Source organism: Amycolatopsis sp. CA-211722, assembly GCF_056828465.1.
On the sequence record NZ_CP184752.1, the window covers coordinates 4537359 to 4550309 of the forward strand.

Consider the following 12951-nt stretch of genomic DNA (forward strand, 5'->3'; position numbering starts at 1 on the left):
GATCGCGCCGCGGCCGGGACGGCTTTCGACGTCATTCCATAACCTCTAGCCGAGTTTCGTCCGCGCGGTGGCGGTCAGTCGTAGGGTGGCGCGCCTGACCGCGTGCGCCGACGCCGTCGCCTGTGCGCGCCAACGGGAGTGCCCACTGTGTCCATTGTAGACGGACAGGGTCGGTGCGCTGTGCCGGGCGACGGCGTCGGGGATGGGGGACAGGCCGGCCGCGGCGCGGACATGGACGAGTCTGCGCACGCAGTCCAGGCGCGATATCGCCACCTGTGCTCTCGCGATCGCCAGTTCGTCGATGAGGGCGATGGTCTCGTCCTGTTTGATCAGCTGGCGCCACTGAGGGTCCTGCAGCAGGGTGTCGAAGTACTCCCTGATCGTGATCAACGCCAGTACGAAGGCGGTGAGGTCCGGTGGCACCGAGGTCAGCAGAGCGGGCGGATGCGCCAACGCGTCGATACGGAGGTCGGCGGTGTCCGCCAGTACGGTCCTCATCTTGAACAGGTGGACTTCCTTGTCCGTTTCGCCTTTCTCTCGTGTTTTGACGGCGACGGCGTCGACGGCTTCGGTGAGATCGTTGCGTACCAGGGCGAGGATGGCCGTGGTGACGGGGAGATCCTCCTCGGCCATGCGGCGAAGTTCGACCGTTCGCCTGGCGGCCCGGATCAGGTCGCGAGGCAGGCCGCCGGAGACGGCGTGGCAGAACAGCGAGGCGACCCGGGGGAACTTGACCGTGCGACCGAGCAGCAGGTTGATCGAATTCGCCGCGGTGAACGGGACCATCCTGATCACGTCGTCGAACGACGAGTCGAACACGTCCCGCACTGGCACCCCGCGGAGGGCGAAGCTCGCGAGGGCGTCCTCCGAGACCGACACGACGAAATGGGTGTTCGGCAGGTGGAAGAGATCCTTGAGACCGTTGATCGCCTCGACGGCCTGTTCGGGAGAGGCCATCTTGTCGAGTTCGTCGATGGCGACGACGATCGGGATCTCCGAGATCCGGTTGAACCGGTCCAGGAAATTCCGGAGGTCGGCCACCCGATCGGGATGACTGCGTTCCCGTTCGGCGTAGCCGGTCTGTTGTTCGCTGTCGGTATGGAGTCCGGGCAGGAGTTTCAAAGTGAGCTTGTCCTTTTCGCTCACGGTGGCACTCCAGGTGAGTTTCCGGATCTCGCGGTGGGCGAGGTCGGCCTGGTCTTCGGGAAGTTTGGCCGCGCGCCGGTCGGCCCGTGATCTCGCCATGTCGATGAACAGGTAGCACACGGCCGTGCCCACCAGCGTGATGCCGAGGAGGCCGGATATGGACACCGGGGGAAGTGAGGCGTCGAGGAGTTCGAGGGCGAGCAGCCCGTAGCCTAGGAGGAATAGGCCCAACACGACCATACGGCGGACGTAGCGCCTTCGTCGCCTGACGAGAAGTTCGGGGTCCGCATAGCGCACTCGCGCGTCGCGAAGTACGGCTCGGGCGATCTCTTCGTGCACTGTCCGCACGAAATCCGCGGCCTGGTAGTACACCGGTGACTGGACGTAGACGCCCACGCGTCGCTTGCTGTGTCCATCGTCGATCGAATTGGTCGACACCCTGCGCAGTACGGTGCTCTTGCCCACGCCCCTCGGGCCCGCGACACCGATGGCCGAAGTCGGGTGCAGGTCGATGAATTCCTCGACCTGGCGCAGCCCCGTCGCGGGGACCGTGTCCGCCGAATCGAGTTCGACCAGCGCGGGAGCTTCCGGCCGGGTGAGCACCGTGCCGGTGGTCGATCCCGGGCCGTCGAGCGCGTTGACCGCTTCGCGGACGAGGGCTTCGGTCTCGGTCTGGGCCCGTCTCGCCAGGTTGGCCTCGGTGTTGCCCACATCGCGGTGCGCCGGCGAATACCGATACCTGCGGGCGTTCGCTCGCCCCACCGCGCGGAGCCCCAGGTTCGCCACGACGGCCGCGATCACAGTGGCGGCGCCGAGCAGCAGAGCTGTGGGAGAACTGGCCGCTGTCGGGAAGAGCGTCCACCTGATGTGTGGCCACGGCCAATCGACTTCGATGGCCGACTGGAGCAGAAGTATGAGCAGCACACCGAACAAGGAATTGACGGCCTGCCATATCCAGCGGAGCCGCTGCTCCAGACCGAGCAGCGCCAGATCGTCCTTCCTCGCCGCCGACAGCGCGTCCCGATGCGCCGCCAGCTCCAGACGCGCCGCCGCCCTGAGCCGCGGTAACTGAGCGAGGACCGACTTTTCGATTTCGATCTCGTCGACATCGAGGCCTCGAAGGTCCGCTCTCGTCAGCGTCTGTTCGATCATGCTCCGAACTCGAAGTTCGGTGAGCCACGAGGTGCTTTCGTCGTCCGTGCTCACTTGGCCTCCGCAAGGGTTCGCACATCAGTCGAGCCGATATGGGGAACCGTTACGCGGACTCCCGCGGTGACGCTCCGGGCCGCTCGGGCTAGCTGTCGGCCACTCGAGCGTAGGCCGCACGGACGGCGTCGACCGCGGCGTCCTCGCCGACGCCGAGATCGTGGGCGAACGCCGCGAAGCGGGTCGCCCCCGCTTTCAGCAACGCCTCGGGCCGTGTGCGCTCGGCCGGCTCGGTGACGACGGTTCCCCTCGCGCGGGCCGTCGTCACGAGGTCCATGGACTCCAGTTCGCGGTAGACCCGCGCGACCGTGCCGGAGGCGAGTCCGAGGTCCCGCGCGAGCTGGCGGATCGGCGGTAGCCGGGTGCCCGCGGCCAGGGTCCCGCCCGCGATCATCCGCTCGAGCTGGTCGTAGATCTGCCGCCACGGCGCGAGTCCGCTGGTGGTGTCGATGGTGACGCGCGGGGCCGTCATCGTCAGCTCGCGGCCGCGGCGACGTCGCGCTGGGGACCCGCCACCACGCGCAGGGCGATGAGGCCGAGCACGAACACGCCGACGGCGGCCGCGCTCAGCTCGGCGTGGACCAGTGCTCCGGGAACCGCGATCGCCAGTCCTGTCGCCACGCGAGCGCTGCGGGCACGTAACACGAGATCGACGACAGGGTCGCCCGCCGCGGGCCGCCGGACCGCGAGCACGACGATTCCGGCGGCGACGAGCCCGCATCCGGCGACGACGGCGACGGCCTGCCACCGTCCCGCGGTGGCGTAGTACGTCAGGCCGGCGCCCGTGGTGAGCCCGAGCAGCACGAGCGCCCACGCGGGGATGATGTCGCGCACCCTGCGGTGCGCCAGTATCGCTTGCCGCTGCGCGGTTTTCGACGGCCGCAACGCGAACAGCTCGCCGAAGAGCCCGCCGAGCAACAGCGTCCACACCAGCGTCCAGGGAGTGTTCTCGGTCAGCCCGATCACGTCGCCCAGCAAAGGCACCAGCACGAACAGGCACGGGTAAGCGACGCGGCGACGTTTCAGGTAACGCACCGCCTCCGCGACGTCCTCATCGGACGGACGATCGATCCCCCAGCGGGTCAGCAACCGCCGACCGTGTTTCTCGCCGGGCCACAGGACGACGAGAATCCCCAGCCCGAAGATCCCCATCACGATCGCGACGCCCAGCACGTTGTCCCACGCCATCGGACACCCTCCCTCTTGTGTCACATGCACGGTACAACTTGTGTCAAGGGCATGGGACAAGATGCCGAAGCTGCGGCAGTTCGTGCCGACGCCCGGTGGCGGGCGCCTAGCCTCGGGCGGGGTCGGCGATTTTGAACAGCGTGCGGACGACGCGGGACTTGAGGGTGCCGCGGAGGGTGGCCGCGCGTCCGATCCGTGTGGGGGGCACGGTTTCCCGGGCGAGGCGGGGGAACAGGGCCGCGGCGTTGCCGTGGTCGATGGCGGCGCCGATGGTGGCTCCGAAGGGTGCGTTCCGGAGGTGTTCTTCCAGGCCTGCGGCGAAGTAGTGCACCGCCATGTCGGGGGCGAAGGGCCAGTCGCTGCCGAAGAGGATCCGTTCGGGCTGGGCGAAGGCGAGCAGGGCGGGCAGGGCGGTGGGGCTGGCCGAGAGCGCGGTGTCGAAGTAGAAGGTGCGCAGGTCGGTGAGGGTGTCGCGGATGCTGAGGCCGTCGTTGGCCATGCCCATGGCCATCCGGTGCGCCGCGTAGGGCACGAAGCCGCCGGCGTGGGAGAGCACGAAGCGGATGCCGGGGTAGCGGCGGATGACGCCGTTGCGGACCAGCAGGTAGGCGGCGCGGGTGGTGTCGAGCAGGAAGTCGGCGGCGAAGGGGACGACACCGGGGACAGCGGGGCCGGGTAGCTCCGCGGGGTGGATGAAGGCCACGGCGTTGCGTTCGTCGAGGGCGGCGAAGAGCTTGTCCTGGCCCTCGGCGCCCAGATAGGTGCCGCGGGAGTTGGCCAGCAGGACGACGCCGTCGGCGTGCAGGGTGTCGAGGGCGTGCACGGCTTCGGTGGTGGCGGCGTCGACGTCGGGCATCGGGACGGTGGCGAAGTGCCCGAACCGGCCGGGGTTTCGCTCGACCAGTTCCGCGCCGTACTCGTTGACTGCGCGGGCGAGCTTGGTCGCGGCCCGGGGGTCGGGGAGGAACGTGGTGCCGGGCGCGGAGACGGAGAGCACGCCGGTGGCGATTCCGGTCTCGTCCATCAGTGCCAGGGCGCTTTCGGGGGTCCAGTCCGGGAGGGCGCGGCCGCCGATCTCGGTGATGCCCGCCGCCACGAGTGCGTCGCGGTAGGGCGGCGGGACGAGGTGCTGGTGGACGTCGATCCGGGCGGTCATCGCTTCTCCGGTGGGTCGGTTCGGTGCGGCCGTGGCGCCGACGCGGGATTTTCCCGTTCCATCAAGGGTTTCCTCCTGGGGTGGCGGGAGCTTGACGGCGTTCGCGGGCGACCTTACTGTAGCACTCATTCCAGTAATTGCTGGAGTGATCGCTACGGCAAGTTCTCGGAGGCACTCGTCGTGACCGAGCATCCGCACTACGACGTGGCCGTGATCGGCTACGGCCCGACCGGCGTCACCGCGGCCAACCTTCTCGGTTCGGAAGGTCTATCGGTCGCGGTGGTCGAGCGGGACGCCGCGATCTACACCCGGGCCCGGGCGATCTCCACCGATGAAGAGGTCATGCGCGTCTGGCAGCGGATCGGGCTGGCCGAGCGGCTCGAACAGGACGTGCTGGCCGACCGGCCGCTGGAGTTCGTGGACCGGGACGGCAGGCCGTTCATCAGCGCCGAGCCGACGCCGCGCGGGCATGGGCACCCGCCGCAGATGTTCATCTACCAGCCCGCGCTGGAAGGTGTTCTCCGCGAAGGCGTGGCGAGGTACCCGAATGTGGAGCTGCGGCTGGAACACGAATGCGTGCGGGTGTTCCAGCGTGACGACCACGTCGAGCTGATGCTCGTGGACCTGCGCACCGACGAGATCACGCGGATCACCGCGTCGTACGTGATCGCCGCCGATGGCGGGTCGAGCCCGACGCGCGGTCAGCTGGGCATCGGTTTCGACGGCCGCACCTACGAGGACCGCTGGGTCGTCATCGACACGAAGATGCGCACCCCCTGGCCCGGGCACGATCGGCTGCGGTTCTGGTGCGATCCCGGCCGTCCCGCGGTCGACTGCCCCACGCCGCTGGACCACCATCGCTGGGAGTTCCCGGTGCTGGCAGGGGAGAACGAGAAGGAACTGGTGACCGAGCAGGCGGTGTGGCGGCTGCTGAACCGCCAGGGCATCACCGGCGACCAGGTCGAGATCCTGCGCGCGGTCGTCTACAGCCACCATGTCCGGTTCGCCTCACGCTGGCGGGTCGGCCGGGTCTTCCTCGCCGGTGACGCCGCGCACGTGATGCCCCCGTGGATCGGCCAGGGAATGGCCGCCGGCGTGCGCGACGCGGGCAATCTGTGCTGGAAACTCGCCGCCGTCGTCCACGGCGTCCTGCCGGAGTCCCTTTTGGACTCCTATGAGATCGAACGGCAGCCGCACGTGCGGGCGGTGACCCGCCGCGCCGTGCTGGCCGGGCGCGTCATCACCGAACGCCGCGCCGCCGTCGCCAAGGTTCGCGACACGGTGTTCCGGGCGATCGACCGGATCCCGCCGATCACCCGGGCCCTCCACGACAGTGGCTGGGTTCCGCATTGCCACTACCGCAAGGGATTCCTGGCGCCGTCGGGCCGGCAACCGGCGCACGGCTGGAAGATCCCGCAGCCCGTCGTGCTGGACGCGAAGGGGGCATCCTTGCTTCTCGACGACGTCACCGCGGGGCGCTGGGTCGTCCTGAGTCTCGATCCCGCGCCGATCGCGCCGGAATGGCGCGGCACCCCACGCCTGGCGGTACTTCCCGCGGGCGCGGCGCCCCGCCAGGACGCGGTCGTCGATTCCACCGGGGTGCTCACCGCCTGGATGGCGGGCAAGAAGGCCGCCGCGCTGGTGCTGCGGCCGGACAGCATCGTCTACGCCGCAGCGTCCGCCGGCCGGCCCCTGCCACCGCCCCCGCCCGGCCTGCGCCCGACCACGCAGGCCCCCAGTCCGCGACGCCCGGAGGTAACCGCACCATGACCCTGACCGAGAAGACCTACCGCGTCGGAGACCGCGACGTCTTCGTCGCCGAAGCCGGCGACGGCCCCGCGGTCCTGCTGCTGCACGGCGGCGGGCCCGGCGCCTCCGGGGTGTCCAACTACGTCCGCAACATCGAACCCCTCGCCGAGCACTACCGGGTCATCGTGCCCGACCTGCCCGGCTACGGCCGCTCCACCAAGAGCATCGACCAGACCGATCCCTTCGGGGATCTGGCGAACGCCGTCCGCGGCCTGCTGGACGAACTCGGCCTCCGCTCGGCCCATCTGGTCGGCAACTCCCTCGGCGCCTCGGCCGCGCTGCGGCTCGCCCTGGACACCCCCGATCGCGCCGGGCGGCTGGTCCTGATGGGACCCGGCGGGATCGGCACCACCCGCGCCCTGCCGACACCGGGCCTGCGAAAGCTGATCGACTACTACCGTGGCACCGGACCGAGCCGGCGCAAGCTGGAGGAGTTCATCCGCCGCTACCTCGTCTTCGACGGCGCCGCCATCCCGGCCGAGGCCATCGAGCAGCGCTATCGGGCCAGCATCGACCCCGAGGTCGTCGCCGACCCGCCCCTGCGGCGGCCGTCCTCGCTGAAAACCCTGTGGCGCATGGACTTCACCCGCGACCGGCGCCTGCGCCGGCTGCGCACACCCACGCTGGCCCTCTGGGGCGCCGACGACAAGGTCAACCGCCCCAGCGGCGGCCGCACGCTCGCGGACACCATGCCGAACTGCGATCTGCTGCTGGTCGCCAACACCGGCCACTGGGTCCAATGGGAACGCGCCGAGCTGTTCAACGCCACCCTGCGCACGTTCCTCGGAGGCACCGCGTGAACGTCTTCGGCGCCGTCCACCTCGGCTACGTCGTCATCGAAACCCGGAAGTTCACCGACTGGCACCGGTTCGGCCGCGACGCCATCGGCCTGCACGTCGACGAGCCCGACGCCGCCACGATGCGCTTCCGGATGGACGAGCACGACTGCCGGTTCCTGCTGCGGTGGGGCCCGGCCGAGGACGTCACCACCCTCGGCTGGCACATCGACGACCACACCACCTTCGACGACGTCCTCCGGCGCGTCGCCGACCGCGGCGTCCCCATCCAGGAAGGCACCGCCGAGGAAGCCGCGCTGCGCGGCGTCGAACGGCTGTGGCGTTTCCCCGGTCCCAAAGGCATCAGCCAGGAGATCTTCACCGCACCGGTCCGGTCCGGGAAGCCGCTTTCGATGCAGACAACGGAGTTCGTCACCGGCGAGGCGGGCATGGGCCACGTCGCCCTGACCACCACCAAACCGGCACAGCTGCGCGGCTACTACGACACGGTGTTCGACGCGCGGCTGTCGGACTACATCGACGAGACGATCAGCGGGGTCAAGCTCAAGATCCGCTTCCTGCGGGTCAACCAGCGCCACCACTCCATCGCGGTGGCCGCCGTGCGCGGACTGCCGCTGAACCCCATCCGCACCCGCGTGCAGCACCTCAACATCCAGGTCGCCGGGCTCGACGACCTGACGCGGTCCTACCAGCGGGTGCGGGAACTCGGGTTCGGCATGGCCTTGTCGGTCGGCCAGCACACCAACGACAAGGAACTGTCCTACTACGCGCTGACCCCATCGGGGTTCGAGTGGGAAGTCGGCTGGAACCCGGTCGTCGTCGACGAGAACACGTGGGAACCCAGCACGCACCAGGGAATCAGCATCTGGGGGCACACCCCGGTCGGGCAGACCGTGATCGGCAAACTCGCCCAGTTCAGCCGAGCCGCGCGGTCGCTGCGGGAGCGGGAGGACACCGTGCCCGCGCTCAGCGGCGACGGCATTCCCGACGACTGAGCTGGAACAATCGCTCCAGTAGGCTGGGGCCATGAGCGATCCGCGCGCCACCCGCCAGCGTCGCGCCAACGGCGAGGAATCCCGCCGCAAGATCCTCGACGCCGCCGTCGAGGTCGCCGGCGAACGCGGTTACGAGGGAACCAGCATCGCCCTCGTCAGCGCCAAATGCGGGCTGCCCGCGAGTTCCATCTACTGGCACTTCAAGGACAAGGACGAGCTCATCGCCGCGGTGATCGAGCGCAGCTTCGCCACCTGGCTCGACGCGGTGTCGCTGCCCGGCGAGGACGGCGACACCCGGGAGCGGATTCTCGGGCTGGCGGTGACCGTCGCGAAAGGACTGCTCGAAGCCCCCGACTTCCTGCGGCTCGGGCTCATGCTCGCACTGGAGCGCCGCCCGCAGGAACCCAGCGCCCGCACGATGTTCCTGCGGGTGCGCGACACCGCGCACCGCTACTTCGCGGACATCATCCGGGAGTCCGGCGGGGAACTCGACGAGGCTTCGGTGCAGCTGCTGACCACCTACGCCATCGCCGCGGCGGACGGTTTGTTCATCGCCAAGGAGGTCGGCGGCGACAGCGTCGACCTCATCCGGTTGTTCGAACTCCACGCCACCTCGGTGCTGACCGCCGCCGAACAGCTCGGCGCGAAGATCGCCGGATAGATCCGAGCGCTTCAGAGCGGCTTGAGTGACGGTCGGCCAACGAACGCCCTCAGGTGCGACTGTCCGGCGTGGTGCCCGCGAGGGCTTCGACGACCTTGCGCGCTGTCGCCTTGGCCGAGCCCGGGTTCTGGCCGGTGACGAGGTTGCCGTCGGTCACGGTGTAGGAGACGAAGGGCAGCGTGGCTTTCTCGTAACGCGCGCCGCGCTCTTTCGCGCGTTCCTCGGCGTTGTAGGGCACCAGTTTGTCGACGCGGGCGAGCACCTCCTCCTGCCAGGCGAAGCCGGTCATGTGCTTGCCTGCGATGAGGTAGGACCCGTCGGAGAGCCGCGTGTCGAGCAGTCCGCAGTAGCCGTGGCAGACCGAGGAGACGATGCCGCCGCGCTCGTAGATCTCGCGGGTGATGCGCTGCAGGCCCTCGGAACCGGGGAAGTCGTACATCACGGCGTGGCCGCCGGTGAAGTAGATGGCGTCGAAGTCGGCGGAGTCGATCTCCTCAGGGCTCTTCGTGGTCGCGAGGAGTTCCCTTTTCGCGGGGTCCGCGTGCCAGGCCTTGGCGGTCTTGTCGTAGGTGGGGAACTTCAGCGACCGCGGCTCGAGCGGCGAGGCGCCGCCTGCCGGGCTGACCAGGGTCTGCTCGAAGCCCGCCTCGTCGAACACGTGCCAGGCGTGGGTGAGCTCGGAGAGCCACAGCCCGGTGGCGTGGGACGGGTCGTCGTAGTGGCCGACGTTGGTGACGACGTCGAGGATGCGCTTGGTCATGGCTGATCTTCCTTCCTGCGGTGCGGATGGCGAGGCGGGCCGGTGTAGCGCCCGCTGCTCGCCGGGGTGAAGCCCTGCGTCAGCGAAGCCGGAAGCGGGATGTCGGCGTGGCCCGCGTCCGGACGGAGGTGGGCACTGGCATGTGCAGTGCCAGCTGGCCTTCGGTGGTGACGTCGAGCTGGATCGTCCGGATCGGCTTCAGCGAGCGGAGGTCCTGGCTCATCCGGCCCTCGCCGAGCCGCAGGTCCAGGCCGCGGGGAAACCGCGTGGTGCCTGAGGAGAGCATGTTGATCTGGCTGGTCGTGGCGTGCCAGGCACCGTCGATGGTGGTGTAGGAGGTCAGGGTGGAGACGTGCTCGCCGGTGGGCCGGGCGGTCTGCTTCGGGGTGGGCGCCGAGAGGGCGAGGTCGAGGCCGCCCTGGTCGTTGGCGACCCTGGCGGAGGTGCGCTCGGTGTCGATGCCGACGTCGAGCTGGGTGACCCACTTGGGGAAGCCGTAGCCGTCGTGGCCGCGGACCCGCGCGATCTCGGTGTTGACCGGGAGCGAGAGCACGTAGGAGTGCAGGGAGTCGTTCTTGAGCCCGGTGACCAGGTCGAGCAGGCCCGGCCCGCCGCCGTGCCGGGCCGGTTTGACGGCGATGCCGACGGCGGCCTCGGTGTAGAAGTCGATGTCGCACACGTCGTACCGGAAGGTCATCACCGAGACGATCCCGAGCCCTGGGGCGATCTCGAGCGGATCCAGCTCCTGCGGCAGGCGGCTTCGGATCGCCTTCGTCGGCGCGAGCATCGTGAGCCGGGTCGTGGAGATGCGGTAATAGAAGTTCGGTGTCAGCGTGGGTCCGATGCGGGAGTCCACGCGGGTCTTCGGCATCCGGCGGAAGAAGTCGACGCTGCCGACCCTCGGGTCCCGCGCGACCTCGTCGAGGTCGGTGTTCATCCGGAACCGGTCGTAGAGGCCGCCTTCGGGGACGGTGACGAGACGGCCTCCGAGGTCGACCTCCACGGTCCGGTCGGTCAGCTTGCCCGGCGGTGTCATACGCACTCTCCTCAATGTAAGCGGCGTCAACACCGAGGGTCGCACGGGATGTGAGCACTGTCAACACTGGCGAGTGAGGCCTGCGGTGGCCGCGCGCAGGCGTCAGGGGGTGACCGACGTGATCGCGAGGAAGGCTCCGCGCACCCGCTCGGCGACCTCCTTGTCCGACGCCGCCTGCAGCTTGCCGTCGAGATACAGGCAGGCCAGGCCATGTGCGAGCCCCCAGCCGGCGGAGGCCAGGGCCGAGCTGTCCACCCCGGGGGAGACCCGGTCGAGTGCGTCGGCCAGTAGTTCGTGCAGGGCGTCGGCGGCCTTGACCCGCTCGTCGTCCGCGTCGTCGCACGGCTTGCCGAACATCACCCGGAAGAGAGCTGGGCGCCGCAACGCGAAGGCGACATAGCTGACCGCGAATTCGGCCAGGTCCAGCACTGAGGTCGGCGGTGTTCGTCCATCGCCCAGGTCTGTCAGGAGGTCGCGGAAGCCCTCGACGGCCAACGCGGACTCCAGTGCGTCGCGGTCCTTGAAGTGACGATAGGGCGCCGTTTGGGACACGCCGGCCCTGCGCGCGATGGCGCGAAGCGAGAAGGGCTCGCCGGCCTCGAGCATCTCCATGGCGGACGACAGCAGCGCTGCCCGCAGATCGCCGTGATGGTAGCCACCCTGCCCTGATGTTGACACCGCTTACTTCACCCTCCTACGCTGTTGTGAGCACTGTAAACATACCGTGTCCGGAGGAAGCGGGGCCGGGTTCGCACCCCGGCCACGGTGGTCGACCGCATCGTCCTCTGCCGGCGCGACACTGCTCGCGATCGAGGCGCCGTCGACACCGCCCCGACACCTCGAAGGAGAACCGGATGCAGACCGTCCTCGGCGCCGGCGGGCCGATCGCCGACGAGCTCGTGAACGAGCTCCACCGCAACCACACCACAGACATCCGCCTCGTCAGCCGCAAGCCGTCGCGGGTCAACGACACCGACGAGCTCGTGGCCGCGGACCTCACCGATGCCGCGGCCACCAGCCGGGCCGTCGCGGGCAGCGAGATCGCCTACCTCACCGTCGGCCTGCCCCTGGACTCGCAGCTGTGGGAGCGCCGGTTCCCCGTCATCATGCGCAACGTCATCGACGCCTGCGCCGAGCACGGGACGAAGCTCGTCTTCTTCGACAACACCTACATGTATCCCGGAACGTCGGCGCCCCAGACCGAGTCGACGGCGTTCGCGCCGGGCGGCCGCAAGGGACGAGTCCGCGGCGAGCTCGCCACCATGCTGCTCGAGGCCATGCGAGCGGGCCGGGTCGAGGGCCTCATCGGCCGCGCCCCCGAGTTCTACGGGCCCGGCCGGACCACGAGCTACACGAACTCGCTGGTGTTCGACCGGATCAGGGCGGGCAAACGGCCGTTCGTCCCGGTCGACGCCCACACCGAACGCTCCCTGATCTGGACTCCCGACGCGAGCAGGGCGCTGGCGCTACTCGGCAACACCCCGGACGCCTACGGTCAGACGTGGCATCTGCCGGTCGACCCGAACCGGCGGTCCTACGCCCAGCTCGTCACGCTGGCCGGCGAGGTCACCGGCCGCAAGATCGGCTACACGGTGCTGCCGATGCTCGCCTTCCGCCTCGGGCGCCGCTTCGTCAAGCCGCTCGACGAGATGTACGAGCTGCTCGCCCGCTACCGCGACGACAACATCTTCGACAGCTCGAAATTCGCGGCCCGCTTCCCCGATTTCCCGGTCACCACCTACCGGGAAGGAGTGGAGCGGATCCTCGCCGGCTGACCGCCCTGCCGGATGGGCCGCGACGCGCTCCGGGCCGCCCACCGGCCTCGGCACCTGCTCGGCGACTTCGGTCGGGCGTCGGATCAGCTGTTCGGAACCCGTGCTTTCCCTGAGACACAGCTGTCCACGAAGTAGTCCCCGTGCAGTGAGATCCAATCCGCCGTGGAGCTGTACGGCTCGTCCCACGGCGCTCCGCCGGTGAACCGCTGGAGGTTGTTCAAGCACGTCTCAGGCGTAGGCACGGTGAGTTCGGTGAGCAGCGTGACGTGCGCCTCGGCTCCGAGTTCGCCTGCCCTGCGCAGCTCCACCACCTTCTGTTCCTCGCTCATCATCGCCATCGAGCACGACGAGAGCAGTAGTGCCGTCGCACCGGCCACCGCCGCGGCCACCGTGCGCCCCCATTTCGTTGTCATGCTCGCAAG

13 protein-coding genes are annotated in these 12951 nt (G+C 69.3%); 5 read left to right on the forward strand and 8 right to left on the reverse strand.

Annotated elements, in window-relative coordinates; translation table 11 throughout:
* Window positions 1-45: 45 nt before the first annotated feature.
* From ACOCEP_RS21925 to ACOCEP_RS21940, 4 genes are all read right to left on the reverse strand, one after another.
* Entirely contained in the window at window positions 46-2298 is a 2253-nt protein-coding gene (locus ACOCEP_RS21925) for a P-loop NTPase fold protein (protein WP_482330856.1), read from the reverse strand.
* Window positions 2299-2440: 142 nt separating this feature from the next.
* Window positions 2441-2824: a GntR family transcriptional regulator gene (locus tag ACOCEP_RS21930; RefSeq protein ID WP_482330857.1), complete on the reverse strand. Its 384-nt coding sequence runs from the start codon at window positions 2822-2824 to the stop codon at window positions 2441-2443.
* Window positions 2825-2826: 2 nt separating this feature from the next.
* Window positions 2827-3540 carry a hypothetical protein gene (locus ACOCEP_RS21935; protein ID WP_482330858.1) on the reverse strand — a complete coding sequence of 238 codons (714 nt, stop codon included), beginning with the start codon at window positions 3538-3540 and terminating at the stop codon, window positions 2827-2829.
* 106 nt (window positions 3541-3646) lie between these two features.
* On the reverse strand, window positions 3647-4696 hold the full coding sequence (locus ACOCEP_RS21940) for an amidohydrolase family protein (RefSeq protein ID WP_482330859.1): 1050 nt from the start codon (window positions 4694-4696) through the stop codon (window positions 3647-3649).
* A 180-nt stretch (window positions 4697-4876) separates the two neighbouring features.
* On the opposite strand from ACOCEP_RS21940, the gene ACOCEP_RS21945 reads away from it, so the two are divergent.
* The 4 genes from ACOCEP_RS21945 to ACOCEP_RS21960 are packed head-to-tail and all read left to right on the forward strand — an operon-like array spanning window position 4877 to window position 8958.
* Window positions 4877-6466, forward strand: coding sequence for a bifunctional 3-(3-hydroxy-phenyl)propionate/3-hydroxycinnamic acid hydroxylase (locus ACOCEP_RS21945; RefSeq protein WP_482330860.1), 1590 nt, complete (start codon window positions 4877-4879; stop codon window positions 6464-6466).
* Complete coding sequence (locus ACOCEP_RS21950) at window positions 6463-7305, forward strand: alpha/beta fold hydrolase (RefSeq protein ID WP_482330861.1); 843 nt, start codon at window positions 6463-6465, stop codon at window positions 7303-7305. The genes ACOCEP_RS21945 and ACOCEP_RS21950 overlap by 4 nt, the downstream gene beginning before the upstream one ends.
* Window positions 7302-8297, forward strand: coding sequence for a VOC family protein (locus ACOCEP_RS21955; RefSeq protein WP_482330862.1), 996 nt, complete (start codon window positions 7302-7304; stop codon window positions 8295-8297). Before ACOCEP_RS21950 ends, ACOCEP_RS21955 begins: the two co-directional genes overlap by 4 nt.
* A 31-nt stretch (window positions 8298-8328) precedes the next feature.
* Entirely contained in the window at window positions 8329-8958 is a 630-nt protein-coding gene (locus ACOCEP_RS21960; RefSeq protein WP_482330863.1) for a TetR/AcrR family transcriptional regulator, read from the forward strand.
* Window positions 8959-9007: 49 nt separating this feature from the next.
* On the opposite strand, the gene ACOCEP_RS21965 is transcribed toward ACOCEP_RS21960, so the two are convergent.
* The 3 genes from ACOCEP_RS21965 to ACOCEP_RS21975 all read right to left on the reverse strand — a co-directional run bounded on the left by ACOCEP_RS21965 (window position 9008) and on the right by ACOCEP_RS21975 (window position 11366).
* Entirely contained in the window at window positions 9008-9718 is a 711-nt protein-coding gene (locus ACOCEP_RS21965; RefSeq protein WP_482330864.1) for a type 1 glutamine amidotransferase domain-containing protein, read from the reverse strand.
* A 79-nt stretch (window positions 9719-9797) separates the two neighbouring features.
* Window positions 9798-10754, reverse strand: coding sequence for an acetoacetate decarboxylase family protein (locus ACOCEP_RS21970; protein WP_482339787.1), 957 nt, complete (start codon window positions 10752-10754; stop codon window positions 9798-9800).
* Between the two features lie 102 nt (window positions 10755-10856).
* A complete protein-coding gene (locus tag ACOCEP_RS21975) occupies window positions 10857-11366 on the reverse strand; it encodes a TetR/AcrR family transcriptional regulator (RefSeq protein ID WP_482330865.1) in 510 nt (169 codons plus the stop codon).
* 242 nt (window positions 11367-11608) lie between these two features.
* On the opposite strand from ACOCEP_RS21975, the gene ACOCEP_RS21980 reads away from it, so the two are divergent.
* Window positions 11609-12529 carry an NAD-dependent epimerase/dehydratase family protein gene (locus ACOCEP_RS21980; protein WP_482330866.1) on the forward strand — a complete coding sequence of 307 codons (921 nt, stop codon included), beginning with the start codon at window positions 11609-11611 and terminating at the stop codon, window positions 12527-12529.
* Between the two features lie 83 nt (window positions 12530-12612).
* On the opposite strand, the gene ACOCEP_RS21985 is transcribed toward ACOCEP_RS21980, so the two are convergent.
* Window positions 12613-12942 carry a hypothetical protein gene (locus tag ACOCEP_RS21985; RefSeq protein WP_482330867.1) on the reverse strand — a complete coding sequence of 110 codons (330 nt, stop codon included), beginning with the start codon at window positions 12940-12942 and terminating at the stop codon, window positions 12613-12615.
* Between the last annotated feature and the right edge of the window lie 9 nt (window positions 12943-12951).